Here is a 23,864-nt window from a genome sequence, read left to right as displayed (position 1 = left end):
CCGTTTGCGCGCCCCCTATATTTGCGACACAATAACACACACCTACATCAAAAAAATTTCCCCCTGGTTAAAAATATCTCAGACCCAGCTTGTAAAACCGGGGGGCCCCCCGGCCAAACCGGGGGGCCGCCACACTGTTTCGACTACCTCAACAGGCGGGCGAGGTGCCGCCCTGAATCGCCATCAGCGCGCAGTAGGTGGCCGCAGCCACCTTCCACTGGCCGCCTTGACGCACTGCCTGACCGGTCTGGTCGGGCAGTACCGGCGTGCCGTTCATGAGCAGCGAATAGGTGACGTCGGCGTTGTCCGCGTCGATCAGCTTCACCCCGCCCACGGTGACCGAGGTGCTCTGGGCCTGCGGGTTGGCCGCTTGCGCCTGCAGCAGCGGGGTGAACTCGGCGCCCTTCTCGACCACCGCGACCTTCTTGTCGGCCCCCGCCTTGCCGTCGAAGAACAGCACATAGGCATCGGTGATGGACTTGACCGCCGCCGGGTCGGCCGCCGCGGCCTTGGCCGAGGAGGTGGCCGCCGACGTGGTCGACGAACTACTAGAAGCCTCGTCGTCGGAGCCGCAGCCGGTGACCGTGACGAGGGCGATCGCCACGAGACCACAACAGGCCATTGCCTTGCGGCGCAGTGTATTTCGCATTGGTGGTACCTCTCTTCATGAGCGACGAATCACTCGATCTTCTGTTTCATCTCGTCCAGCGCCATCAGGATCGGAAAGCCGTTCACGCTCAACGCGTTCCCGTGACCGGTCGAGTGCACGTCGAAGACGGACTGAATGGCGGCGTAGAAGCCCTGGACGTCGAGTGTCTGGTTGACCGCGCGTTTGGCCTGCCGCAAACCGAACGACGGCATGGCGGCGATCCGGGTGGCCAGCGCGCGGGTCTGCTCGTCGAGCTCCGCGCGCGGCACCACCTTGTTCACCATGCCGACCTGCTCGGCCTCGGTCGCGGTCACCGCGCGACCGGTGAACAGGATCTCCTTGGCCTTGCGCGCGCCGAGTTCCCAGGTGTGCCCGTGGTATTCGACGCCGCCGATACCCATCAGCACCACCGGATCGGAGAACAGCGCGTCATCGGCGGCCACGATCAGATCGCACGGCCAGCACAGCAGCAGTCCCCCGGCGATGCACCGCCCCTGAACCGCGGCGATGGACGGCTTGGGCACATTGCGCCAGCGCAGCGAGTACTCGAGGTAGCGGCGGCTCTCGTTCTGGTAGATCCACTCCAGCGTGATGTCCTGCGGCGAAGGCCAGCGATCCTTCAGATCGTGACCGGCCGAGAAGTGCTTGCCCTCGCCGCGCAACACGATCACCGCGACCTCGGGGTCCTGGGCCGCGCGGGTCCACGCGCCGTCGAGTTCGTCGAGCAGGTCCGAGTTCTGGGCGTTGGCCGCCTCGGGCCGATCCAGGGTGATGGTCGCGATCTTGTCGGCGACCTCGTAGCGGATGTACACAGCGAGCTCCTCAGCTCCGAGGGAGACCGAGCACACGCTCGGCGATGATGTTGCGTTGGATTTCGGACGTGCCGCCCGCGATGGTCCCCGCGAAGCTGCGCGCGTAGCGCTCGAACCAGCTGCACGAGAAGTTGTCCAGATTCAGCGGATTGAACGGCGCGGTGACGGCCGGGTGCACCAGCCCGTCCGCGCCCGCCGCGAGCAGCGTCTGCTCCGCGGCGCTCTGCACCGCCTCCGAACCGAACACCTTGAGCACCGACAGCGCGGCCACATCCTGATCGCCGCGCGCCGCGCGGGCCAGCGCCGCCGAGCCGAGCAGGCGCAGGGCCTGGTTGTCCATGACCATGGTCGCGTAGGCATCACGCTCGAGCACGGTCTCGGGGCGGAAGTCCTCGATCAGTTCCCGCAGGCGGTCGGCGAAACTCAGCCACAGCAGCGTGCGCTCGTGCCCGAGGGAACCGTTGGCCACGCCCCACCCGCCGTGCAGCGGACCGACCAGGTTCTCCGCCGGCACCACGACGTCCTCGAAGAACACCTCGTTGAAGTCGAGATCGTGCGGACCGCAGATCGACGCGAACGGGCGTCGGGTCACGCCCGGGGTGTCGGTCGGGATCAGCAGCACGCTGATGCCCTTGTGCTTGGGGACGTCGGGGTCGGTGCGGACGAAGGTCAGCAGCACGTCGGCGTCGTGGGCCCCGGAGGTCCAGACCTTCTGGCCGTTGACGACGAAGTGGTCACCGTCGAGCACCGCGCGGGTCCGCAGTCCGGCCAGATCGGACCCGGCGCCCGGTTCGCTCATGCCCAGCGCCGCGGTGATCTCGGCGCGCAGGATCCGCACCGCCCAGTTCTGCTTCTGTTCCTCGGTACCGAAGGACAGCAGCGAGGCGGCGATGATGCCGAGCCCCTGGGGGTTGAAGCTGTGATACATGTGCCGCTTGGACAGCTCCTCGAGGTGCACGTACTGCTGCACGAGCGTCGCGTTGCGGCCGCCGTATTCCGGGGCGTTGCCGGGAAGCAGCCAGCCGCTGTCGAACTGGAGGCGTTGCCATTCGCGAGCCCAGCCGGGAATGTCGGCGCTAGACGCCGCCCGGTCCGCGCCGGCGACCGCCGCGTCGGGCAGGTTCTCGTCCAGGAACGCCACGAATTCGGCCCGGAAGGCCTCGACGTCGGCGTCAAAAGTCAGTTGCACGGTACTCCTCGGCGATCAGCGCCCGATGCGTGTGCGCGCCGCCGAGCAGCAGCTCGCCGGCCTTGGCCCGCTTCAGCGCGAATTGCAGGTCGTTTTCCCAGGTGAAACCCATGCCGCCGAACAACTGCACGCCGTGGCGGAATACCAGGGACTGGCACTCGCCGGACGCGGCCTTCGCCATCGAGGCGGCGATCCGGCGGCGTGGATCATCGGTGGCGATCGTCAGCGCCGCGAAATAGGCCAGCGCCCTGGCCCGTTCGATCGCGATCTGCATGTCGGCGGCCTTGTGTTTGACCGCCTGGAAGGAACCGAGCGCGACGCCGAACTGCTGACGTGTGCGCACGTGCTCGAGCACCAGGTCCAGAATCCGCTGACACGCACCGACTGTGGTCAACGCCAGCCCGGTCAGCGCGAGGTGGCGCGCGCGTTCGGGCACCGAGGCGACGCGCCGGTCGTCGCGCACGCGCACCCCGACGAAGCTCACCTCGGCGAGGTGCAGGACCGGGTCGAAAACCGCTGTGCGCCGGGCGATCACCTCGGCCGCCTCGACGACGAACACCCCGGCATCGGTGACGACCGCGTAGTGCTGCGCACGGTCACCGTCGAGGACATGGTGCGCGGTGCCGTCGAGCACCCAGTCCGCACCCTCGCGCCGCACCGTGACGCCGGTGAACACGGCCGTTCCCGAGCGCCCACCCTGCGCGAACTCCGGTGCGAGCGGAGCGAACTGGCTCATCGTCGCCAGGTACGGCGTGGGATCGGTCGCCCGGCCCAGCTCCTCGAGCACGATGGCCAGTTCCACCGCATCGCCTGCGTCGACCAATTCGGTCCAGCCCAGCTCGACGTAGGTCTGCCACAGCGGGTCCGGATCGGCGTCCTGGTCGGCGACCGCGCGAATCAGCGTGGGCGGACATTCCTTGGTGAGGACGGCGCGCACAGTTTCCTGCCACAGCCGTTGATCGGAGTCGAACTCCACGAGCATCCGGAGGGCCTCCTTGCCAGCAACCGTCAGTATCGATACGGAGAATAACATTCTCGTCAGAAGAAAGTAATAGTCTCCAAGATCGCGGACACGCGGGGCTGGTAGCCCTTGGATATGACGTTCTCCGGTACAGTGCATGCATGTTCTGCACACCTGACCGAGGATGGAGGCAACCGTGACCAGCGTCAGCGAAGAGCCCGCGTGGAAACAGCGGGCCGTCGAGCGGTCCATCCGCGGGGCGAAACTGCGCGCCGAGCAGCGGGTGCAAAAATTCCTCGACGCGGCGCAGGCGATCATCACCGAGAAGGGCACCACCGACTTCACCGTGCAGGAAGTCGTCGACCGCTCCCGCCAGTCGCTGCGCAGCTTCTACCTGCAGTTCGACGGTAAGCATGAGCTGTTGCTCGCCCTGTTCGAGGACGCGCTGAGCCGGACCGCGGATCAGCTGGCGGCGGCCGCCGAGGGCAAGACCGAGCCGCTGGATCGGCTGCGGGTGACCGTGGAGCTGCTGTTCGAATTATGCAGGCCCGACCCGGTCGCCCAACGGCCCCTGTTCACCGATTTCGCGCCGCAGCTACTGGTCTCGCACCCCGCTCAGGTCAAGGTCGCGCACGCGCCCCTGCTGTCGCTGTTCACCGACCTGATGGAACAGGCCAAGAAGGCGGGTGCGCTGCGCGCCGACCTCAACCCGCACCGCATGGCCGCCGTCGTGATGCAGACGGTCATGTTCACCGCCCAGTCGGCGGGCGGCGCCGACGAGGACAGCGCACACCCCATCACCGCGGGCGAAGTCTGGGACTTCTGCGCGTTCGGGTTCGCCGAATCCTGAACGACCGGGTGGCCGCGGAGGCCACCCGGTATCACCTCAGGGCGCGGCTACCTCGACGACCGTCGCCGAGCCCATACCACCACCGGCGCACAGCGCCGCGATGCCGAAACCGCCACCACGGCGCCGCAATTCGTGCACCAGGGTGGCGATCATCCTGGCCCCGGTCGCCGCGACCGGATGCCCCAGCGAGCACCCGCTGCCACTGACATTGACCAGTTCCGGGTCGATGTCGAGCGCCTTGATCGCGGCCAGCGGCACCACCGCGAACGCTTCGTTGATCTCGATCAGACTCACCTGCGACAGCGAGATCCCCGCCCGCGACACCGCTTTCGCGATCGCCTCGATGGGCGCGAGGCCGGTGACGGCGGGGTCGACCGCGACCGACGCCCACGACCGGATGACACCGAGCGCGGGCAGCCCGAGCCGATCACTGGCGATGGCCAGGGCCGCGGCCCCGTCGTTGGCGCCCGCGGCGTTGCCCGCCGTGATGCTGAAACCCTCGATCTCGGGGTGCAGCACCTTCAACCCGGCCAGCTTCTCGATGGTGGTGTCGCGGCGCGGGTGCTCGTCGACCTCGAACAGGCCGTGCGGGGTCTTGATCGGCACGATCTCGTCGGCGAAGCGCCCCTCGTCGATGGCGGCGATGGCGTTGCGGTGCGAACGCAGCGCCCAGGCGTCCATCTCCGCACGCGAGATACCGGCTTTGACCGCCGCGTTCCAGCCGACGGTGATGGACATGTCCAGATTCGGCGCATCCGGACGATCGGGATGCGTCGGGGAGGTCCACGGGTCGAGCCATTCGTCCTCGCCTACCCGGAAACGCAGGCGCGGCGCGGTGGAATCGGCGTTCACGCCACCGGCGATGATGAGCCGGTCCATGCCCGCGCGGATGCTCGCCGCGGCGGACTGCACCGCCGCCATCCCCGCCGCGCAGTGCCGGTTGGTGGCGAGGCCGGGCACCGTGGTGAGCCCCGAGGTGACCGCGGCGTGCCGGGCCAGCACGCCGCCGCCGTAACGCCCCTCGCCCAGGATGACATCGTCGATCTGATTCGGATCGAGGTCGGCCGCCACCGCGGCGACCACATGATCGGCCAGCGTGAAGCCGTCGGTGTCGCGCAGCGTCCCCTTGCGCGCGGTCCCGATGGGCGTGCGCAGCGCGGAGACGATGACTGCTTCAGGCATGGGTGCCCTCCATTTCGGCGACAAGGGTGCGTCGCAATAGTTTTCCGGTGTCGGTCTTGGGCAGCTCGGTACGGAACACGACGGCGTCGGGCGTCTTCGACGAGCGCAGCCGGTCCTTGACCCACTGCTTGACCTGCGCTTCGTCACCGACCCCGACGACCACCGCGACCAGGCGCTGACCCCATTCCGCATCGGGAACGCCGATCACCGCGGCCTCGGTGATGCCGGGGCATTCGAGCAGCACGTCCTCGATCTCGGCCGGCGCGATGTTCTCCCCGCCCCGGATGATGGTGTCGTCGGCGCGGCCGTCGATGAACAGGTAGCCGGCGGCGTCGAGCCTGCCGAGATCACCGGTGGGGAACCAACCCTCGGCGTCGAGGGCGCTGCGGCCGCCGTATTCGCCCGAGATCTGATCACCACGGACGAAGACCAATCCGGTCTCGCCGACCGCGACGGGTTCGCCCGCGGCACTGCGGATCTCGAACTCGATGCCGGGCAGCGCGCGGCCCACCGAGCCGAGACGATCGCGCACGAGCTCATCGGCGGAGGCGGCGGCGGCCCGGTGATCATCCGGTCCGAGGACCGCGACCGAGGACGCGGTCTCGGTGAGCCCGTAGGCGTTGACGAAGCCGGTCTCGGGGAACACCCGCAGTGCGCGATCGAGCACCGGGCGCGGCATGCGCGAGCCGCCGTAGGCCAGCGTCGCCAAGGTCGGGGTGCTCGCGTCGGGTCCGTCGACCGCGGCGACGATGCGCGCCAGCATGGTCGGCACCAGCATCGCCTGGGTGATCTGTTCCCGGCGTACCGTCGCCAGCCACTCGGCGGGGTCGAACGCGGGCAGGTAGACCACCCGGCGACCGGCGTAGAGGTTCGAGAGCAGATTCGTCAGCCCCGCGATGTGGTACGGCGGCACCGACACCAAAGTCGCGTCGGTGGTCGCGGCGGCACCGAACTCCACGGTGTTGAGCAGGTAGGCCATCAGGTGCCGGTGGCGCAGCAGCGCGGCTTTGGGCGCGGAGGTGGTGCCGCTGGTGTAGAGGATCACCGCCACCGAGTCCGCGTCCCACGGCGTCGCCACCTCGGGCGCGTCGGGCTGGGCGGGGTCGATTGCCACCAGGGCGTCGAGGTCCTCCGGTCGTAGGACCAGCGCGCCGGGGTGGCGTTCGAGCAGCGCGCTCAGCTGGGCGTCGCCGAGCCGGTAGTTCAGCGGCACGAACGGCACACCGGCCAGCACGGCGCCGAACAGGGCGATCGGATAGGCCAGGTGGTTGGCGCCCAGATACAGCACCGCGGAGTGCTCCTGGAAGCGCGGGGTCGCACGTCGGGCGCGGTCGAGCAGGTCTGCCGCGGTCAGCGAGCGGTCGCCGACCGTGATCACCGATCGGCTCCCGGCCGAGGCGGCCATGTCTAGGATCATGCCAATGTTCATGAGAACATTATTCTCACAGCAAGAGAGTGTTGATTTCAAGAGAGGAAAACAACATGGATATAAGTGGTAGTTCCGCCATCGTGGTCGGCGGTACCGGCGGGCTCGGGGAGGCCACCGTCCGTCGCTTGCACGCCGCGGGGGCGAAGGTGGTCGTCGCCGATGTCGCCGACGACAAGGGCAAGGAGCTGGCGGCCGAACTCGGCATCCGCTACGTGCACACCGACGCCACCAGCGAGGAGTCCGTTCAGGCCGCCATCGACGAGGCGCAAGCCCTGGGCCCGCTGCGGATTTCGGTCGACACGCACGGCGGCCCTGCCAGCGGCGGACGACTGGTCGGCAAAGACGGCAGCCCGCTCGCGCTCGACGGCTTCCGCACCACGATCGAGTTCTACCTGACCGCTGTGTTCAATGTGCTGCGGCTCTCGGCCGCCGCCATCGCCAAGCAGGAACCGCTCGACGAAGGCACTCGCGGCGTCATCGTCAACACCGCCTCGATCGCGGCCTACGAGGGGCAGATCGGCCAGCTCCCCTACGCCGCGGCCAAAGGCGGCGTGGTCGGCATGACCTTGGTCGCGGCCCGCGACCTGTCCCCGCTCGGCATCCGGGTCGTCACGATCGCACCCGGCACGTTCAACACCCCCGCCTACGGCAAGGCCGCCGATCGCTTGGAGGCCCACTGGAGCACACAGGTCCCCCACCCGAAGCGGATGGGGCAGTCGCCGGAGTACGCGCAGCTGGCGCAGTCCATCATCGAGAACGACTACCTCAACGGTGAAGTGATCCGCCTCGACGGCGCGCTCCGCTTCCCCCCGAAGTGACCACGGTCGGCACGCATTGACGCTCGCGACGGTCGATGCGACGACCACCGAGGGCATCCGAACCGGGCCGAGGCAAGCACATTCCCCTCGCCCGGATTCGGCCCACGGGCACGAGCCGACGTTCCCGGTGCACCCATCGAATCGGTCGTGGCGGCAGCCGAATGTCTCAGCGGCCCAGCCAGATCGGGGTTCGCTTCTCCGCGAACGCGCGCGGCCCCTCCTGCGCGTCGGCACTGTTGTAGCACTCGACGGCGGCGGCTCTGGCGGCCCCCAGCGCGTCGGAACGGCCCATCTCGGTGGCGAGCATGACCGTATCCCGCGCCGCCCGCACCGACAGCGGTGCGCCGCGCAGGATCTCGGCAGCCAGTTCCAGCGCCGCCGTCAGGACCGCGCCCGGCTCCGCGAGGCGATTGACCAGGCCCACCTCATAGGCCCGGCGCGCGGTGATCGGCGCGCCGGTGAGCAGCAGTTCCATCATGATCCGCTGGGGGATCATATGAATCAGCGGCGCGGCCCACGGCGAGCTGCGCCCCACCTTCACCTCGGTGATCGCGAACGTCGCCGCCGTGCTCGCCACACACAGGTCGCAAGCCTGCGCGATCATCCACCCGCCGGCGAACGCGGCGCCGTTGACCGCGGCGATCGTGGGCTTGGACAGCTCGATGGTGTCGTAGGGCAGCGGGAACATCTCCGGCGGGGGCACCCGCATCCCGGTGTCCACCATCTCCTTGAGGTCGCCGCCCGCACAGAACGCCTTGTCACCCGCGCCGGTGAGCACGGCCACGCGCAGCGCGGGATCGTGTTCGAACCGGTCCCACGCGGCGTACAGACCCGCGCGCACATCGGCGGCCAGACAGTTGCGGGTTTCCGGCCGGTTCAGGGTGATCACGGCGATGCCGTCTGCCCTGGCGTCGAAGAGCACGGCGTCGTTCATCAGAAACCTCGCTGCTGGATCAGGTGGGCGGCTCGGTCGAGCTCGGCCCGGAAGTCGGGATGGGCGATGGCGATCAGTCGGCGCGTGCGCTCGGCGACCGATGCGCCCGCGAGTTCGGCGGCACCGAACTCGGTGACGATCACATCCACATCGCTGCGCGCGGTCGTCACCGGACCGGACAGACTCGCGGTGATCCGGCTGAGGGTGCCGCCTTTCGCGGTGGCGGGCAGCGCGATCACGGCGTGCCCGCCCGGTGAGCGCAGGCCGCCACGAACGAAGTCGACTTGACCGCCGGTCCCGCCCAGATACGCCGAACCGCTCTGTTCGGCGTTCACCTGGCCGGTCAGATCGACCTCGAGCGCGGAATTGAGCGACACCAGATTGTCCAGGGTCGACAGCACGCCCGCGTCGTGGGTGTAGGAGGTGGCGCGCATGCCGATCAGCGGGTTGCGATGGGCGAAGGAGTAGAGCCGTTCGGTGCCGATCAGCGCCCCGGTGATCGACACCCCTCGATCGATCCCTTTGCGCGCGTTCGTGATCGCGCCGGACTCGATGAGATCGACGACACCGTCGCCGATCATCCCGGAGTGCACACCGAGATCGGTGCGATCACCCAGCAGCCGAAGGACCGCGTCCGGCACCGCGCCGACGCCGACCTGCAGCACGGCGCCGTCGCCGATGTACTGCGCGGCGTGTCGGGCGATGGCGTCGTCGGTCGGGTCGGCGGCGGTCGGCGCGACGGCGACCGGTGGCCGCGAAACCGTGACAGCACAGTCGATGTCGGCGCTCGCGAGCAGCGCGCCGTGGGTGTAGGGCACCCACTCGTTCACCTCGGCGATCACGACCCGCGCCTTCGTGACAGCGGCCCGGACGTAGTCGCTGATCAGCCCGAGGCTGTGGTTGCCGTGCGCGTCGGCGGGGCTCACCTGGACGAAGGCGACGTCGCAGCCGAGCGTGCCCGCCGCGATCATCGGCGCGACCCGGCTCACGTGGCACGGGATCACGGTCAGTTTGTGCGCCTTGGTCATCGACCGCAACGTGCCGATCGCGCCCATGCTCGACAGCGCGAAACTGTCGGCCGTCTCGGGGGTGAACAGGCCGGAGAAGCTGGTGGCGATGAACGCGGAGAGCCCGCCGATCTCGCGACCATCCGCGATCAACGCCTCGACGAGGGTGGTCGGCTCGCCGCACGCCTGACCGATGACGATGCGGTCGCCGTGGCGCAGGTAGCGGCCCAGATCCAGCTCTGTCGCCGCGACCGAGACGCTCACGCCCGTCCGCCCGATGCCAGCAGCGCCTGCGCGCGGGCCAGGTGCGGACGATCGAGCATGGCGCCGCGATGACCGAGGGCGCCGACGCCGGGATGGGCGGCGAACAGGTCGACGATCTCCTGGGCCGCGGCCAATTCCGCGAGCGTGGGGGTGAACGCCGCGTTGATCACCTCGACCTGGTCGGGATGGATGGCGAGCATGCCGCTGTAGCCGTCGCGACGCACCCGCTCGGCTCTGGCCCGCAGCCCGGCCAGGTCGCGGAAGTCACCCTGGATGGTCTCCACCGCCGCCACCCCGGCGGCGGTGGCGCCGAGCAGACACAGGCTGCGCGCCAGCTCGTAGGTGAATCCGTAACTCCCGTCCGGATTTCGGTTCTCGGCGGCGCCGACCGAATCGGCGAGGTCCTCGGCGCCCCAGGTCATCGCGACCACCCGGGGCGCGCCGCGGTAGGAGCCGGTGGTGAACATGGCTTCGGCGGTCTCGGTCACCAATACGATGACCTTGGTGGAGCCCTGTTCGATTCCGGCGGCCACCTCCAGCGCGCTCAGATAGTGGTCGAGACGTTCGACATCGGCGCGACCGCGCGACTTAGGCAGCATGATGCCGCCGGGCCGAGCGGCGACGACGGCCGCCAGATCGGCCAGGGTGTGTGGTCCGTCGAGCGGGTTGACCCGCACCCACAGCCGGCTCGCGTCCGCGGGCCGCGCGGTGAGCAGATCGGCGATCATCGTGCGGGACTGCGCTTTCGCCGCGTCGAGGACGGCGTCCTCCAGATCGAAGACGACGATGTCGGCCGCGCTGGCCGCCGCCTTCTCCATCTTGCGCCTGCTGTCGCCTGGCGCGAAGAGCCAGGAACGCGCGCGAAAGGCTTCTCCGAGACTGGTCATTGCTGCTCCGATGCTGCGGTGGTGTGATGGGTCGTTATCTCGTCGAGTACTTCCGTGGTGTGGGCGCCGAGTCCGGGCGCGCCACCGACGACCCGGCCGGGGGTACGGGAGAACCAGGTCGGCGGGCCGGGAAAGCGGATCGCACCGTGCTCGGTCTGGACCGTCTCGAAGAAACCCGCCGTGTTCAGGTGCGGATCGTCGAAGAGTTCGTCGAGGGTGCGCACCGGGGCGGCCGGGATATCGAGCGCGCGCAGCAGGTCGAGCCATTGTTGGGTCGTGCGCTCGGCGAACGTCTCGCTCAGCAGGCCGTAGACGGTGTCGATCCGGGCCGCGCGCTGGGCGAGGGTGGCGAATTCCGTTCCGGCCCACGGTGGTTGGACCGCGTCGATGAACGCCGACCACTGCTTGTCGTTGTAGACCAGCGCGCTGACATAGCCGCCGTCGCTGGTCCGGTAGGGCTTACGGTTGGGCGTGACGGCGCGGGGGTACACGGCGGGACCGAGCGGTGGGCTGAACAGCGCGCCGTTGGCGTGTTCGACCAGCATGAACGCGGCCATGGTCTCGAACATGGCGACCTCGACCTCCTGGCCCTCCCCCGTCCGCTCCCGATGGAACAGCGCCATGGTGGTGGCGTAGAGCGCCGTCAGCCCGGCCACCTTGTCGGCCAGGATGGTGCCGACGTAGCCCGCCGTTCCAGTCAACTGCTCCTGCGCGGAAAGCAGGCCGCTCTCGGCCTGGATGGTGTCGTCGTAGGCAGTGAAGTTCGCGTAGGGCCCGCGCCTGCCGTACCCGTAGCAGTTGGTGTAGACGATCGACGGATTGATCGCCGACACCGCGGCGTAGTCGAAGCCGAGTCCGGCGATCGCGGTGGCGCGCATCGAATGGATGAACACGTCGGCGTCGGCGATCAGCGCGCGCAGCGCCTGCTTGCCCGGCTCCGAGCGCAGATCCAGGACCACGCTGCGTTTGCCCCGGTTCACATTGACGAACACCCCTCCCATCGCCGGGTCGGGGCCGACCGAGATGTAGCGGGTGTTGTCCCCGGCGGGCGGCTCGATCTTGATCACGTCCGCGCCCATGTCGGCCATGATCTGGGTGCAGTAGGGGCCCATGACCATCGCGGTCAGATCCAGGACACGCAGCTCGGACAGTGGTCCCGAGCGCGTCGTTGTTCGAGGTGCCATCACGGCTCGACCTCTCCTCCGTCACAGGGAACCGGCAGCCGAGAGATGTTGGCGGCCGGGCGGATTCGGCATCGGCGGAAGCCACATCCAGGAGCTCGCGCGTGCTCCGGGACAGCGGGACCGAGCCTATAGTATGAATCATTACAAGGATAGTGAGGGGAAGAAGTCGTGGACGACATCGACAACAGCGACCCATCGGGCTCGCACCCACCTCGGCACGCGACCGTCGCCGGGGTATTCGACACCGCCCTGCGCGAGCGCCCGGACGCCGCCGCGGTGGAGGCGGTGTCGGGCGTCTGGACCTATGCCGAACTCGACGAACGGGCCGACCGGGCGGCGGGGGCACTGTGGTCACTGGGCGTGCGGCCCGGCGACCGGGTCGCCGCGTGCCTGCCCAACGACCTCGACATCGTCGCCGCGTTTCACGGTGCGCAGCGGATCGGCGCGATCTGGGCGGGGATCGGCGAGGCGCTCACGGCGAATGAGCAGCGCTACCTCGACGAGCTCTGCGCTCCGATGGTCGTGCTCGCCGGGGAGCACTGCCGATTGACCGCGTCCACGTGCGTCGATTCCGATCGATGGGCCGACCTGATGGCCGCCGGGTCGGTCGCGCCGCGGGTCGAGGCCGACGTCGACGCGCCCGCCGCCATCGCCTTCACCAGCGGCACGTCGGGACAACCCAAAGCCGTAGTACACAGCCAGCGCAACCTGCTCCTGCCCGGCGCGACGCTCGTCGCCACGCGCGGCTGGGGCCCCGAACTGCGCAAGGGCGACAGCTTTCCGCTCACCATTCTCAACCTCATGGTCCTGTCCACCCTGCTCACCGCCCAGGCGGGCGGATGCGCGGTGGTGATGAACCGGCGCGACGTCGACGGTGTCGCCGAATGGATCGCCACACGACGGGTCACCGTATGGAACGGCGCGCCCGCGCAGCTCTACGACCTCGCCCGCCGCCCCGACCTCGATCTCAGCTCGCTCACCGAGGTGTGGAGCGGCGGCGGCGACACCCCGGAATCGCTGCGACAGGCGTTCCACGCGGCGCACGGGCTCGTGCCCCGCGTCACCTACGGCCTGACCGAGGCGCCGACCGTCGTCTCCATCGACCCGCCCCGCGCGGCCCCACGCCCCGGAACCTGCGGGCAGGTACTGCCGCAGTACACGGTCGCGGCCTACGACGACGACGGCCACCGGCTCCCCGCGGGTGAGCTCGGTGAATTGCGCCTCGACGGCGTCACCACCGGGCCGTGGGCGCACCGGTGGCGACCGATGCTGGGTTACTGGGAGCCCGAAGGCATTCGGGCACCGGCCCCCGGCCCGATCCCGACCGGTGACATCGGGACCGTCGACGCGGACGGCTGGCTGACCGTGCTCGACCGTAAGAAACTCGTCATCATCCGTGGTGGCGCGAACGTCTATCCGCTCGAGGTGGAACGTGTCATCGCCGCCCACCCCGGTGTCGCCAAGGTCGCGGTCTGTGGCATCGCCGACGACCGGCTCGGCCATCGCGTCGCCGCCGTGCTCGAGCGCGCCGGCGCCCCGATCGATATCGCCGAACTCACCGCGCTGTGCCGGCGCGAGCTCTCGCCTTACAAGGTGCCCGAGATCTGGTCGGTGGTCGATGCCCTGCCGGTCAACGCGATGGGCAAGGTCGAACGCACGAAACTGCCCGCGCTCGCCGCCCGGCGACCACACTCCACCGAAGCCTGAGGAAACCACCATGACACCCGAGCGCGACACGACCGCACGGCTTTTCGACCTCGACGGACGGGTGGCGATCGTGACCGGCGCGTCGTCGGGTCTCGGCGCCGCGGTGGCGACGGCCCTGGCCGACCTGGGCGCCCGGGTGGCGGTGGTGGCCCGGCGCCGGGATCGATTGACCGAACTCGCCGCGCGGATCGACGGCCTCGCCATAGCGTGCGATCTGTCCGATCTCGACGGCAGCGGCGAGGGGCTCGAGGCGATCGTGCCCGCGGTCGTCGCCGCGCTGGGTCCACCGGAGATCCTGATCAACGCCGCGGGCACGATGTTCACCACCGAACGCGCCGAGGACGAACCCCTCGACGCCGTCCGTCGCACGATGGATCTCAACCTCGTCGCGCCGTTGCGGCTGTCGCAGCAGGTGTTTCCGCATATGCGCGCGCTCGGTCGCGGCACGATCGTGAACATCTCCTCGATCAGCGGGCGGGTCGGCATCCCCGGCATCCCGCAGGCGTCCTACGCCGCGAGCAAGGCCGGGTTGTCCGGGCTCACCGCCGAACTCGCGGTGCAGTGGGCGCGGCATTCGATCCGGGTGAACACGGTCGCGCCGGGCTTCTTCCGCAGCGAGATCACCGGGCCGCTCTACGAGAGCGAGCGCGCCACGGAGTATCTGCGGCGCAATACGCCACTGCCGAAGGAAGGAACCGCGCAGGACATCGTCGGGGCCGTGCTCTGGCTGGCGGGCGACGCGGGCAGCTACGTCACCGGCCAGACGATCGTGGTCGACGGCGGCTGGACCACCCGCTGACGCATTGAACAGTCAAGCATTGCTATCCTTAATAGGATTGACGTAATGTGCTCGCCATGGACGACACGACGACGGCGAAGTTCTCCGCGGTACTGATCGAAAAAGACGATGCGGGACGAAGAGTCGCGCTGACCAGCGTGGCCGAGTCCGCACTCCCGGACGGCACCGTCGACATCGAGGTCGAGTACTCGACGCTGAATTACAAGGACGCCCTGGCGATCACCGGCGCCTCCCCCGTGGTGCGCAGCTTCCCGATGGTGCCCGGCATCGACCTCGCCGGCATCGTCACCGACAGCGCGCACCCGGACTGGGCCAAGGGCGACCGTGTCGTACTCAACGGCTGGGGTGTCGGGGAGACCCACTGGGGTGGCCTCGCCCAGCGCGCCCGGCTCGACGGCGGCTGGCTCGTGCCACTACCCGAGGCGTTCACCGCCCGTCAGGCGATGGCCATCGGCACCGCGGGCTACACCGCGAGCCTGTGCGTGAGCGCGCTGCTCGACCACGGCGTGCGACCCGAGCAGGGCGAGGTCCTGGTCACCGGCGCGACCGGCGGAGTCGGCGGCATCGCGATCGCCCTACTCACCGCGGCCGGCTTCACCGTGGCCGCCGCGACCGGAAAAACCGACGAGGCCGACTACCTGCGTCGGCTCGGTGCGGCCACGGTGCTCGACCGCGCCGAACTGGGTGCGGGCGGCAAGCCGTTGCAGAAGGAACGCTGGGCGGGCGTCGTCGACTCGGTCGGCAGTCACACCCTGGCCAATGCCTGCGCCCAGACCCGCAGCGGCGGCGCGGTCGCCGCGTGCGGGTTGGCCCAGGGCATGGATTTCCCGTCCTCGGTCGCGCCGTTCATTCTGCGCGGGGTGACCCTCTACGGCATCGACAGCGTCATGGCGCCGCGCTCGCGACGCGACGCCGCCTGGACCCGGCTCGCCCGCGATCTCGCCGCCGACACCATCGAGGCGATCGTCGAGGAGATCACGCTGGCCGACACCATCGCCGCCGCCGAACGGCTCATCGCGGGCACGGTGCGCGGTCGCATCGTCGTCGACGTCAATCGATAATTCAGGAGCAGCTGTGAGCACGAAGCCGGACCGACCCGCGACCGCCCAACTCGATCTGTCCGATGTCGACCATCGGGTCGGTCAGCCGATCGGCGGCGGCCAACTGTGGGACCCGTGCAGTACCTCCGACATTCGCCGCTGGGTGATGGCGATGGACTACCCCAATCCCGTGCACTGGGATCACGAGTTCGCCAAGGAATCCCGCTTCGGCGGACTCGTCGCCCCGCAGTCGATCGCCGTGGCCTTGGACTACGGGCACGGTGCGGCGCCCGCCTGCGTCGGCCACATTCCCGGCAGTCACCTGATCTTCGGCGGCGAGGAATGGTGGTTCTACGGCTGCCCGGTGCGGCCCGGCGACACCCTGTTCCAGCAGCGCCGCTTCCACGACTACAAGGTCGCCGACACGAAATTCGCCGGGCCGACCATGTTCTCGCGCGGCGACACCACCCACACCAACCAGCACGGCGTCCTGGTGGCGCGCGAACGGTCCACCGCGATCCGCTATCTCGCCGCCGAGGCCGCCGAACGCGGGCTCTACGAGAACCAGTTCGGCGCGGTGAAGAGCTGGACCCCGGCCGAACTCGGCGCGGTCGACGCGCTGCGCAACGACTGGCTGCTGTCCAACCGCCACGGAATCTCGCCCCACTTCGACGAGGTGAAGGTCGGCGACACCCTGCCGCGCCGCGTGATCGGACCGCACACGGTCGCCAGCTTCACCACCGAGTACCGGGCGTTCCTGTTCAACATCTGGGGCACCTTCGGCTGGGTCGCCCCGCCGGGCATCGCCGACCCGTGGGTGTATCAGGACCCGGGCTGGGTGGAGGGTTTCGCCTTCGACGAGGAGGGCGCCAAGATCGATCCGCGCAAGCGGGACGGCCTCTACGTCGGACCCTCGCGCGGTCACATCGACGCCGACAAGGCCAGCGAGGTCGGGATGGCGCGCGCCTACGGCTACGGCGCCACCATGGGTGCCTGGTGCACCGACTACCTCGCCTACTGGGCCGGTTACGACGGCATGGTTCGCCATTCCAAGGCGAACTTCCGGCTGCCCGCTTTCGAGGGCGATGTGACCTACTTCGACGCCGAGGTGATCGGCAAGGACGCGGAGTCGGCATGGGGCGTGCCGATCGTGCAGATCAAGCTGCGCCTGACCAATCAGGACTTCGGTGTGCTGGTGGACTGCACCGCCGAGGTCGAGCTGCCGTTCTAGCGGCGCCGAGACGAATCCGCGAGAGAGGCCGATGATGGGCGTGGAGTCCGAAACCGTATCCGCACAGGCTGTCTCGCTCGTGACGGGACCCGACCTGAGCAGCGAGCCCGGCCTCGGGCCGCTCACGCTGCCCGGGTTCCTGCGCACGGTGACCCAGAAGTACGGCGATCGCGAGGCCGTGATCGCCGCGTCCGCACAGGGCGAGATCCGGTGGACCTACACCGATCTGTGGGAGCGCGCCGTCGAGGTCGCCACGGCGCTGCGCGCCACCGGCCTCGGCAAGGACGGCCGGGTCGGGGTGTTGATGACCAACCGGCCCGAATGGATCGCGGCGATGTTCGGCGCCGCGCTCGCGGGCGGGGTCGCCGTGGCCCTGAGCACCTTCTCCACCCGCGCCGAACTGGAATTTTTGCTGCGCGAGTCCAGCGTCTCGGTGCTGCTGTTCGAGCGGACCGTGGCGGGCAAGGACTTCGCGGCGATCCTGGCCGAGCTCGAACCCCGCATCGCCACAGCCGAGCCCGGCGCGCTGGATTCGACCGAATTCCCCTTTCTGCGCAGGCTCGCGATGATCGGCGAGCCGACACCGAGCACTGCGATCCAGACCTGGACCGACTTCCTGGCGCAGGGCCACGACACCCCCCGCGCGCTGGTCGAGGCCACCGCCGCCGCGGTGCGGCCCAGCGACGCGGCGGTGCTGTTCTTCTCCTCCGGCTCGACCAGCACGCCCAAGGGCATCCTCAGCGCGCACGCCGGGGTGACCATCCAGATGTGGCGCTTCCAGCGCATGTTCGCCTTCACCCCCGCCGACAATGTGCGGTGCTGGGCGGCCAACGGGTTCTTCTGGTCGGGCAATTTCGGTCAGGCGCTGGGATCGACGCTCGCGGCGGGCGGGGTCCTCGTGCTCCAGCCGACCTTCGACGCCGCCGAGGCACTGGATCTGATGGCGGCGCAGCGGGTGAACTTCCCGGTCGCCTGGCCGCACCAGTGGGCCCAGCTCGAAGCCGCCCCCAACTGGGCCACCGTCGATCTGAGCAGCATGCGGTTCGTGGACTACGACACCCCGATCGCCCACCATCCCACCGTCTCGACCAGGTGGTACGAACCCGGCCACGCCTACGGCTGCACCGAAACCTTCACGATCGCCACGTGTTTCCCCGCCGACACCCCGCCCGAGGTGCACGCGGGCAGCAGCGGCCTGGCCCTGCCCGGCACGACGATCAAGATCGCCGACGCGCTCACCGGCGAGATCGTCGCGCGCGGTGCGAGCGGGGAGATCTGCGTGAAGGGCCCCACCCTGATGCTCGGCTATCTCGGGGTCCGGCGCGAGGACACCTTCGACCCCGACGGGTACTTCCACACCGGCGACGGCGGCTACCTCGACGACACGGGCCGGCTCTACTGGGAGGGCAGGCTCACCGACATCATCAAGACCGGCGGGGCGAACGTCTCACCGCTCGAGGTCGACGCGGCCCTGAACAACCATCCCGGCGTGAAGGTCACCCGCACGGTCGGCGTCGCACATCCGACCCTCGGCGAGGTGGTCGTCGCGTGCATCGTGCCGCACGCCGGTGCGGAGCCCGCGGCCGAGGAGATCCGCGCCTTCCTCAAGGCGCAGCTCGCCAGCTACAAGGTGCCGCGCCACGTGCTGTTCTTCGACGACGCCGATATCGCGCTCACCGGCAGCGCCAAGATCAAGTCCAGCGATCTGCGCGAACTGGCCGAAGCCCGGCTACGGGGGTAGCCGGGCCGGTTCCGTTCAGGCGCCCGCGCGATGCGGCGCCTGAACGGAATACCGCCGGGCCAGTGCGGCGCGATGGCGCGCGGGCGAACCGAACAGCGAACGGTTGAGCGCGGCCCGCTTGAGATAGACGTGGATGCCGCTCTCCCAGGTGTAGCCCATCCCCCCGTGCAACTGCATCGCCTTGCCCGCGATCTCGACCGCCGCCGCGCACGCGTAGGACTTGGCCATCGACGCCGAGGTCGACGCGTCGGCGGCGTCACGCGCCTGGTCCCGGACCGCCGCCTCGACGAGTTTGCCCGCGACCCGCACCCGCACGAGCATGTCGGCGCATGCGTGTTTGACGGCCTGGAACGAGCCGATCGGCCGACCGAACTGTTCGCGCGTACCGACATGGGCGACGGTGGCGTCGAGCATGGCCCGGCTCAGGCCGAGACTGTCGCAGGCCACCGCGACGGCGGCCCGGTCGCGCAGCCGATCGAGAACCCGGACGGCATCGTCGTCGGCGAAGGGCCACAACGACTCCGGGGCCACCGCCACCCCGTCGGCGACGACGCTGCCGAACCGGCGGGTGGCGTCGAGCACCGGCTGTTCGGCGATGAGCAGCCCCCGCGCGCGGGGATCGACCTCGACGAGCACCCCTCGGCCTGCCCGATCGAGCGCGGGAACGAGCAACTGTCCGGCGGCCGGTGCGTCGAGGACGAAATCGGCCGTGCCGTGCAGCAGCGGCCCCCGCGTCGACGGCTCGATCCGGAACCGCGTCGGTCCCGTCGCCTCACCCGCGAGCACGAGGATCGGGACGGCCGCGCCCACGGCGGTCTCGCGCAGGAGCCGGTCGCGCCGCGGCGTCGCGACGACGTGCGCGAGCGCGCCGACGCCCAGCGCCGCGACCGCCGGATACGCGCCGCTCGCGGCGGCGCGGCCGATCTCGGCGAGGACCACGGCGACCTCGGCGAAGGTGGCCTCGGCGCCGTCGAAGGCGGCGGGGATCTCGAGGCCGGGCCAGCCCGCGTCCGCGATCGCCGTCCAGTCGGGCGCGGCGGCGGATCGGCGCAGCAGCTCACGCGCCACGTCGGCCACCTCGTCGTGTAGGTCGGCGAGGTCGTGCTCGTCGGAGGTCATCATTTTCCCCTGGGTTCTCGAGGCAGGCCGAGGCCGCGCTCACCGATGATGGTGCGCTGGATCTCGCTGGCGCCGCCCGGAATCGTCCATTCCCACGAGCCGAGGAAGTCCAGCATCCAGGCGCCGGACTCCCAGCCGCTCGACAGCGGTTTGCGCAGCTCGGTGTGGGTGGCCAGCCCGGCCATCTCGGTGCCGAAGTCGGTCATCCGTTGCAGCAGTTCGCTGTAGAACAGTTTCACGATCGAGGCGTCGGCCGGGCCGGGCTGATCCTCGGCGGCCGCGACATCGGCGCACAGCGCGCGCAGCCCGATGAGCTCGATCTCCAGCTCGGCGAGGCGGTCGGCGACCAGCGGATCGTCGAGCGGACAGCTCTCGACCAGGCGGCGGAAACCGTTGTCGCCCAGCCGTTCGGCCAGTTCGAGCATGGTCATGCCGCGTTCGGCGCCGAGGGTGCGCTGGGCCACCTGCCAGCCTTCGTTCTCCGCGCCGACCAGCCGATCGGCGGGGATCACCACCTCGTCGAGGAAGATCTCGCAGAAGTGCGACTCCCCTGTCGCCTGCCGGATGGGCCGCACCTCGACGCCGGGGGCGCGCATGTCCAGCAGGAAGTACGAGATGCCGTGGCGCGCGGGCGCGTCGGGGTCGGTGCGGGCGAGCAGCAGACACCAGTCCGCGTGCCGCGCGCCGCTGGCCCACAGCTTCTGTCCGGAGACGACATAGGCGTCGCCGTCGCGGCGGGCGGTGGTCGCGAGCGCCGCGAGGTCCGAGCCCGCGCCCGGCTCGGAGAAGCCCTGGCACCAGATCTCGCCGTCGAGGATCGCCGGCAGGTGGCGGCGTCGTTGCTCGTCGGTGCCCGCGGCGAGCAGGGTGGCGGCGGCGTGGTGGATCGAGACGAAGGCCAGGACCAGTCGGGGCGCGTCGTGGGCGGCGAGCTCCTGATAGAGCACCACCTGCTCGGCCGCCGACATGCCGCCGCCGTATTCCTTCGGCCAGTGCGGGACCGCGAAACCGGCCCCGCGCAACGTCTGGAACCAGGACTGCTGGAAATCGACGAACTCGCGCTCGGAGACTCCTGTCTGCGCCTGCCGCCAGTCGGCGGGAATCCGCGTCCGGCACCACTGCCTGACCTCGGCGCGGAAGTCGTCGATGGTCCGCGCGGTCGAGGTCATCGGGGGCGCGCGTTCTCGTGCAGGGCCAGCAGCCGATCGCGGTGCGCGGCGGACTGCATGGTGGCGACCTCGGCCGCGAAGCCGGCCTGCATCGGACCGCCGAGAGCCTGGGACAGATACATGTTCACGATCCGCTTGGTGCCGCGCACGGCCTCGGGCGGCAGCGCGGCCAGCCGGTGCGCCAACGTCCGAGCCTCGTCGAGCAGGGCGTCGGGGGCGACGCTGCGGGTGGCGAGCCCGAGTTCCACGGCGGTGGCCGCCGAGATCCGGTCACCGGTGAACAGGAATTCGCGCGAGCGCAGGATCGGGGTGAGCAGCGGCCAGAACGCCGCCCCACCGTCCCCGGCGATCAGCCCGACCGCGACGTGCGGATCGGCCAGATGCGCCCGCTCGGAGATCAGCGCCACATCGCAGAGCACCGCGAGGCTGGCCCCGAGCCCCACGGCGGGCCCGTTGACCGCCGCGATCACCGGCAGCGGGAAACGCAGCATCTCCTCGATGATCTGCGCGCCCTCCCGGATGCTCTCGTCGCGGCCGACGGGATCGTCGAGGAAGGAGGTGATCCAGCCCAGATCGCCGCCCGCGCTGAACGCGCGACCCGCCCCGGTGAGGATCACCACCGAGGCTTCGCGGTCGGCGGCCAACTGCCGCCACACATTCGCCAGCGCCCAGTGCAGCGCCTTGTTCACCGCGTTGAGCTCGTCGGGCCGGTTGATCACCACCGTGCGGATCGGGCCGTCGCATTCGACGATCAGTTCGTCGGGCAAGTCGTATTTCACCGCGCCACCTCCGGGCGGTCGGCGGCACGGCCCGCGCCGAACAGCCCGGTCAGCCCGGTGCGGCCGAGGCGGTCGGTGAGGACCTCGCTGGTCGCGGACAGGCCCAACGGCAGCCGCCGCAGCGGCAGGCTGTAACGCGAGAGCCACGACAGCGGCGACTCGTCGCAGAAGCCGATGGCGCCGTGCAACTGGTGCGCGACCCGGAAGACGATCTCGGCGGCCTCGATCGCGGCCGAGCGCAGCGCGAGCGCGTCGTCGAGCGCCTCGGGCCGCCCGGCCTGGATGCTCCACAGCGCGTACTTGGCCAGCATGTCGACGCCGCTACGCTCCACCTCGGCGTCGGTGAACTGGAACTGCACGCCCTGCAACTGGGCCAGCGGCTTGCCGAACTGCTCGCGCAGCAGCACGTGGGCGCGGGTGAGATCCAGGGCGCGGTCCAGCATGCCGAGCAGCGTCCAGCACGGCAGCACCAGTCCCAGCGCCACATCGGCGGCGCCGTCGTCGTCGAGGTGGCGCAGCGCGAGCGAGGTGACGAACGCCGAGGTGCGGGGCGCGTGCGTGGGCCCGACCTCGACGGCGGAGCGCCGACCGGTGATCGTGACCGCCGCCCAGCGCAGCGCGAGGTCGGCGACGGGCGCGGCCGGGTTGGTCTCGGCGACCACGAGCAGTCCGTCGACCGCGAGATCGGTGGGCCGGGCCAGCCGTTCGGCCAGCGGATAGGGCAGCGCCCAGTAGCCCGCGCTGCGGCACAGGGCCGCTGCCGCCTCCAGCTCGTCGGCGTCGCCGCGCGGATCGAGATCCCACGCACCCAACCGCGCGAGCACCGGCGCGAACACGCTCTCGCGCCGCGCAGGTTCGCGTTCGCCGAGCTGGACCAGCTCGTCACCGCCCGCCGCCGCCAGCGCCAGCGATGCCTGTCGGCCGAATTCGAGCGCGTCCGCGCTCAGCTCGATGTTCACGACGCCGCCAGCAGCGCGCGGGCCAGCAGAATCCGCTGCATCTCGATACTGCCCGAGGCGACGGTGGCGGCCTGGGAGTAGCGCCAATGTTCCTCGGCCTCGCGCCGGAACCGATGTGGCCCGTCGGCGCCGGCCGGGTCGAGGTGGGCGGCGAGTTCCACGAGTACCTCCGCGCTGTCCTGGTCGAGGGTGGTGACCGCGATGCGGTAGGCGGCGGCGTCGCTGGGTCGTACCTGGCCCAGGCGTTGCAGCGACAGCACCCGGTAGGCCAGTAATCGCGCGCGGCGGCAGTGGGTCAGCATGCGGGCCCAGCGGCCACGCAGTTCGGCGGGCAGCGCGTCCCAGCGCTTGCCCAGCGCCGACGGCGCGGCGAGCAGCAGCCGTTCGCAGCGGGCGTAGCGGGCGATGCCGACCCGTTCGAAGGCCAACACCTCCTGCACCACCTTCCAGCCCTCGTCGACCGGGCCGAGTACATCGGCTTCGGTCACCCGCAGGTCGTCGAAGAAGACCTCGTTGAGGTGGTGCGGGCCGATCATGGAACGGATCGGGCGCACCTCGATGGCCGGGTTGGACATCGGGACGAGGAAGATCGTCAGCCCGGACTGTTTGCGTTCGCCGGTCGAGGTGCGGGCGAGCAGGAAGCACCACTGGGCCATCGCGGCGTAGGAGGTCCATACCTTCTGTCCGGTGATCCGCCAGCCGTCGCCGTCGCGGCGTGCCGCGGTGCGCAATGACGCCAGGTCCGAGCCCGAGTCCGGTTCGCTGAAACCCTGGCACCAGATCACCTCCCCCCGCGCGATCGGCGGTAGATGGGTCCGCTGCTGGGCCTCGGTGCCGTGGCGCATGATGGTGGGCCCCACCCAGTTCACGCCCATGTATTGCGCACCGCGCGGTTCGTGGTGGGCCCACATCTCCTCGCGCACCACGGTCTGTTCCCAGATGGAGGCGTCGCGTCCGCCGAACTCGGCGGGCCAGGCCAGGCAGAGCAGGCCGCGTTCGGCCAGCAGGCGGGAGAACCGCTGGGCGGCCTCGAAATCGGCCGGGTCGTCGGTGAAGGCCCCCAGAAAATCAGCCGGGACGTGCTCGTCCACCAGACGACGCAGCTCCCCCCGCAGGTCCGCGGCGGCCGTTCCCATCGTGAAATCCATGATCGG

Annotated in this window: 22 protein-coding genes; 7 read left to right on the top strand and 15 right to left on the bottom strand. The window is 69.9% G+C overall.

What is annotated here, in order from left to right:
- Positions 1-148 precede the first annotated feature (148 nt).
- Genes ACFVVI_RS09070 through ACFVVI_RS09055 form a run of 4 tightly spaced genes read right to left on the bottom strand, consistent with a single transcriptional unit; the run spans position 149 to position 3,632 of the window.
- Positions 149-649 (bottom strand): hypothetical protein, encoded by a 501-nt coding sequence (locus tag ACFVVI_RS09070; protein ID WP_067444912.1) that lies wholly within the window; start codon positions 647-649, stop codon positions 149-151.
- Positions 650-678: 29 nt separating this feature from the next.
- Positions 679-1,461, bottom strand: a complete 783-nt coding sequence (locus tag ACFVVI_RS09065; protein WP_067444910.1) for an enoyl-CoA hydratase — start codon at positions 1,459-1,461, stop codon at positions 679-681.
- 10 nt (positions 1,462-1,471) lie between these two features.
- On the bottom strand, positions 1,472-2,650 hold the full coding sequence (locus ACFVVI_RS09060) for an acyl-CoA dehydrogenase family protein (protein ID WP_378990212.1): 1,179 nt from the start codon (positions 2,648-2,650) through the stop codon (positions 1,472-1,474).
- Positions 2,634-3,632 carry an acyl-CoA dehydrogenase family protein gene (locus tag ACFVVI_RS09055; protein ID WP_378990213.1) on the bottom strand — a complete coding sequence of 333 codons (999 nt, stop codon included), beginning with the start codon at positions 3,630-3,632 and terminating at the stop codon, positions 2,634-2,636. The genes ACFVVI_RS09060 and ACFVVI_RS09055 overlap by 17 nt, the downstream gene beginning before the upstream one ends.
- A 175-nt stretch (positions 3,633-3,807) precedes the next feature.
- Between ACFVVI_RS09055 and ACFVVI_RS09050 the strand changes: the two genes are divergently transcribed.
- Entirely contained in the window at positions 3,808-4,461 is a 654-nt protein-coding gene (locus ACFVVI_RS09050) for a TetR/AcrR family transcriptional regulator (RefSeq protein WP_174551036.1), read from the top strand.
- Positions 4,462-4,497: 36 nt separating this feature from the next.
- Here ACFVVI_RS09050 and ACFVVI_RS09045 read toward each other — a convergent pair whose 3' ends face one another.
- The gene (locus ACFVVI_RS09045; RefSeq protein WP_387444689.1) at positions 4,498-5,643 is read right to left on the bottom strand and encodes a thiolase family protein; all 1,146 of its coding nucleotides are present in this window, start codon (positions 5,641-5,643) and stop codon (positions 4,498-4,500) included.
- A complete protein-coding gene (locus ACFVVI_RS09040; RefSeq protein ID WP_387444686.1) occupies positions 5,636-7,072 on the bottom strand; it encodes a class I adenylate-forming enzyme family protein in 1,437 nt (478 codons plus the stop codon). The genes ACFVVI_RS09045 and ACFVVI_RS09040 overlap by 8 nt, the downstream gene beginning before the upstream one ends.
- Before the next feature lie 53 nt (positions 7,073-7,125).
- Here ACFVVI_RS09040 and ACFVVI_RS09035 point away from each other — a divergent pair, with 53 nt between their 5' ends.
- Positions 7,126-7,890, top strand: a complete 765-nt coding sequence (locus ACFVVI_RS09035; RefSeq protein WP_387444683.1) for an SDR family NAD(P)-dependent oxidoreductase — start codon at positions 7,126-7,128, stop codon at positions 7,888-7,890.
- A 166-nt stretch (positions 7,891-8,056) separates the two neighbouring features.
- On the opposite strand, the gene ACFVVI_RS09030 is transcribed toward ACFVVI_RS09035, so the two are convergent.
- Genes ACFVVI_RS09030 through ACFVVI_RS09015 form a run of 4 tightly spaced genes read right to left on the bottom strand, consistent with a single transcriptional unit; the run spans position 8,057 to position 12,166 of the window.
- Positions 8,057-8,824: an enoyl-CoA hydratase-related protein gene (locus tag ACFVVI_RS09030; RefSeq protein ID WP_387444681.1), complete on the bottom strand. Its 768-nt coding sequence runs from the start codon at positions 8,822-8,824 to the stop codon at positions 8,057-8,059.
- Entirely contained in the window at positions 8,824-10,095 is a 1,272-nt protein-coding gene (locus ACFVVI_RS09025) for an acetyl-CoA hydrolase/transferase family protein (protein WP_387444678.1), read from the bottom strand. Before ACFVVI_RS09025 ends, ACFVVI_RS09030 begins: the two co-directional genes overlap by 1 nt.
- Positions 10,092-10,982 carry an HpcH/HpaI aldolase/citrate lyase family protein gene (locus ACFVVI_RS09020; RefSeq protein ID WP_387444676.1) on the bottom strand — a complete coding sequence of 297 codons (891 nt, stop codon included), beginning with the start codon at positions 10,980-10,982 and terminating at the stop codon, positions 10,092-10,094. Before ACFVVI_RS09020 ends, ACFVVI_RS09025 begins: the two co-directional genes overlap by 4 nt.
- Entirely contained in the window at positions 10,979-12,166 is a 1,188-nt protein-coding gene (locus tag ACFVVI_RS09015; protein WP_387444674.1) for a CaiB/BaiF CoA transferase family protein, read from the bottom strand. The genes ACFVVI_RS09020 and ACFVVI_RS09015 overlap by 4 nt, the downstream gene beginning before the upstream one ends.
- A 168-nt stretch (positions 12,167-12,334) precedes the next feature.
- On the opposite strand from ACFVVI_RS09015, the gene ACFVVI_RS09010 reads away from it, so the two are divergent.
- The 5 genes from ACFVVI_RS09010 to ACFVVI_RS08990 all read left to right on the top strand — a co-directional run bounded on the left by ACFVVI_RS09010 (position 12,335) and on the right by ACFVVI_RS08990 (position 18,684).
- Complete coding sequence (locus ACFVVI_RS09010) at positions 12,335-13,873, top strand: AMP-binding protein (RefSeq protein WP_387444671.1); 1,539 nt, start codon at positions 12,335-12,337, stop codon at positions 13,871-13,873.
- 10 nt (positions 13,874-13,883) lie between these two features.
- Positions 13,884-14,672, top strand: a complete 789-nt coding sequence (locus tag ACFVVI_RS09005; protein ID WP_387444669.1) for an SDR family NAD(P)-dependent oxidoreductase — start codon at positions 13,884-13,886, stop codon at positions 14,670-14,672.
- A gap of 56 nt (positions 14,673-14,728) precedes the next feature.
- Complete coding sequence (locus tag ACFVVI_RS09000; RefSeq protein ID WP_387444667.1) at positions 14,729-15,733, top strand: MDR family oxidoreductase; 1,005 nt, start codon at positions 14,729-14,731, stop codon at positions 15,731-15,733.
- Between the two features lie 13 nt (positions 15,734-15,746).
- Complete coding sequence (locus ACFVVI_RS08995) at positions 15,747-16,943, top strand: MaoC family dehydratase N-terminal domain-containing protein (protein ID WP_067444876.1); 1,197 nt, start codon at positions 15,747-15,749, stop codon at positions 16,941-16,943.
- Between the two features lie 79 nt (positions 16,944-17,022).
- Positions 17,023-18,684 (top strand): class I adenylate-forming enzyme family protein, encoded by a 1,662-nt coding sequence (locus ACFVVI_RS08990; protein WP_387444664.1) that lies wholly within the window; start codon positions 17,023-17,025, stop codon positions 18,682-18,684.
- 15 nt (positions 18,685-18,699) lie between these two features.
- On the opposite strand, the gene ACFVVI_RS08985 is transcribed toward ACFVVI_RS08990, so the two are convergent.
- From ACFVVI_RS08985 to ACFVVI_RS08965, 5 genes are read right to left on the bottom strand one after another with little or no spacing between them, the layout of a single operon-like run.
- Positions 18,700-19,803, bottom strand: a complete 1,104-nt coding sequence (locus ACFVVI_RS08985) for an acyl-CoA dehydrogenase family protein (protein ID WP_387444662.1) — start codon at positions 19,801-19,803, stop codon at positions 18,700-18,702.
- Positions 19,803-20,972: an acyl-CoA dehydrogenase family protein gene (locus ACFVVI_RS08980; RefSeq protein ID WP_387444660.1), complete on the bottom strand. Its 1,170-nt coding sequence runs from the start codon at positions 20,970-20,972 to the stop codon at positions 19,803-19,805. The genes ACFVVI_RS08985 and ACFVVI_RS08980 overlap by 1 nt, the downstream gene beginning before the upstream one ends.
- Positions 20,969-21,751 carry an enoyl-CoA hydratase/isomerase family protein gene (locus ACFVVI_RS08975; RefSeq protein ID WP_067444867.1) on the bottom strand — a complete coding sequence of 261 codons (783 nt, stop codon included), beginning with the start codon at positions 21,749-21,751 and terminating at the stop codon, positions 20,969-20,971. The genes ACFVVI_RS08980 and ACFVVI_RS08975 overlap by 4 nt, the downstream gene beginning before the upstream one ends.
- A complete protein-coding gene (locus ACFVVI_RS08970; RefSeq protein WP_387444657.1) occupies positions 21,748-22,710 on the bottom strand; it encodes an acyl-CoA dehydrogenase family protein in 963 nt (320 codons plus the stop codon). The genes ACFVVI_RS08975 and ACFVVI_RS08970 overlap by 4 nt, the downstream gene beginning before the upstream one ends.
- Entirely contained in the window at positions 22,707-23,858 is a 1,152-nt protein-coding gene (locus ACFVVI_RS08965) for an acyl-CoA dehydrogenase family protein (RefSeq protein ID WP_387444654.1), read from the bottom strand. The genes ACFVVI_RS08970 and ACFVVI_RS08965 overlap by 4 nt, the downstream gene beginning before the upstream one ends.
- Positions 23,859-23,864: the final 6 nt, after the last annotated feature.

This window comes from Nocardia sp. NPDC058114, assembly GCF_042884695.1.
In the GTDB taxonomy this organism is placed as follows: Bacteria; Actinomycetota; Actinomycetes; order Mycobacteriales; family Mycobacteriaceae; genus Nocardia.
Note: the sequence above shows the minus strand (reverse complement) of the source record. Positions and strands in the feature narration are given on the sequence as shown.

Bases quoted from the DNA above. Each gene is read 5' to 3' on its own strand.
- ACFVVI_RS09020 (WP_387444676.1), bottom strand. From the start codon at position 10,982: ATGACCAGTCTCGGAGAAGCCTTTCGCGCGCGTTCCTGGCTCTTCGCG.
- ACFVVI_RS09000 (WP_387444667.1), top strand. From the start codon at position 14,729: ATGGACGACACGACGACGGCGAAGTTCTCCGCGGTACTGATCGAAAAA.
- ACFVVI_RS09040 (WP_387444686.1), bottom strand. From the start codon at position 7,072: ATGAACATTGGCATGATCCTAGACATGGCCGCCTCGGCCGGGAGCCGA.
- ACFVVI_RS08980 (WP_387444660.1), bottom strand. From the start codon at position 20,972: ATGACCTCGACCGCGCGGACCATCGACGACTTCCGCGCCGAGGTCAGG.
- ACFVVI_RS09015 (WP_387444674.1), bottom strand. From the start codon at position 12,166: ATGGCACCTCGAACAACGACGCGCTCGGGACCACTGTCCGAGCTGCGT.
- ACFVVI_RS09035 (WP_387444683.1), top strand. From the start codon at position 7,126: ATGGATATAAGTGGTAGTTCCGCCATCGTGGTCGGCGGTACCGGCGGG.
- ACFVVI_RS08965 (WP_387444654.1), bottom strand. From the start codon at position 23,858: ATGGATTTCACGATGGGAACGGCCGCCGCGGACCTGCGGGGGGAGCTG.
- ACFVVI_RS09045 (WP_387444689.1), bottom strand. From the start codon at position 5,643: ATGCCTGAAGCAGTCATCGTCTCCGCGCTGCGCACGCCCATCGGGACC.
- ACFVVI_RS09070 (WP_067444912.1), bottom strand. From the start codon at position 649: ATGCGAAATACACTGCGCCGCAAGGCAATGGCCTGTTGTGGTCTCGTG.
- ACFVVI_RS09005 (WP_387444669.1), top strand. From the start codon at position 13,884: ATGACACCCGAGCGCGACACGACCGCACGGCTTTTCGACCTCGACGGA.
- ACFVVI_RS09055 (WP_378990213.1), bottom strand. From the start codon at position 3,632: ATGCTCGTGGAGTTCGACTCCGATCAACGGCTGTGGCAGGAAACTGTG.
- ACFVVI_RS08985 (WP_387444662.1), bottom strand. From the start codon at position 19,803: ATGACCTCCGACGAGCACGACCTCGCCGACCTACACGACGAGGTGGCC.
- ACFVVI_RS09030 (WP_387444681.1), bottom strand. From the start codon at position 8,824: ATGAACGACGCCGTGCTCTTCGACGCCAGGGCAGACGGCATCGCCGTG.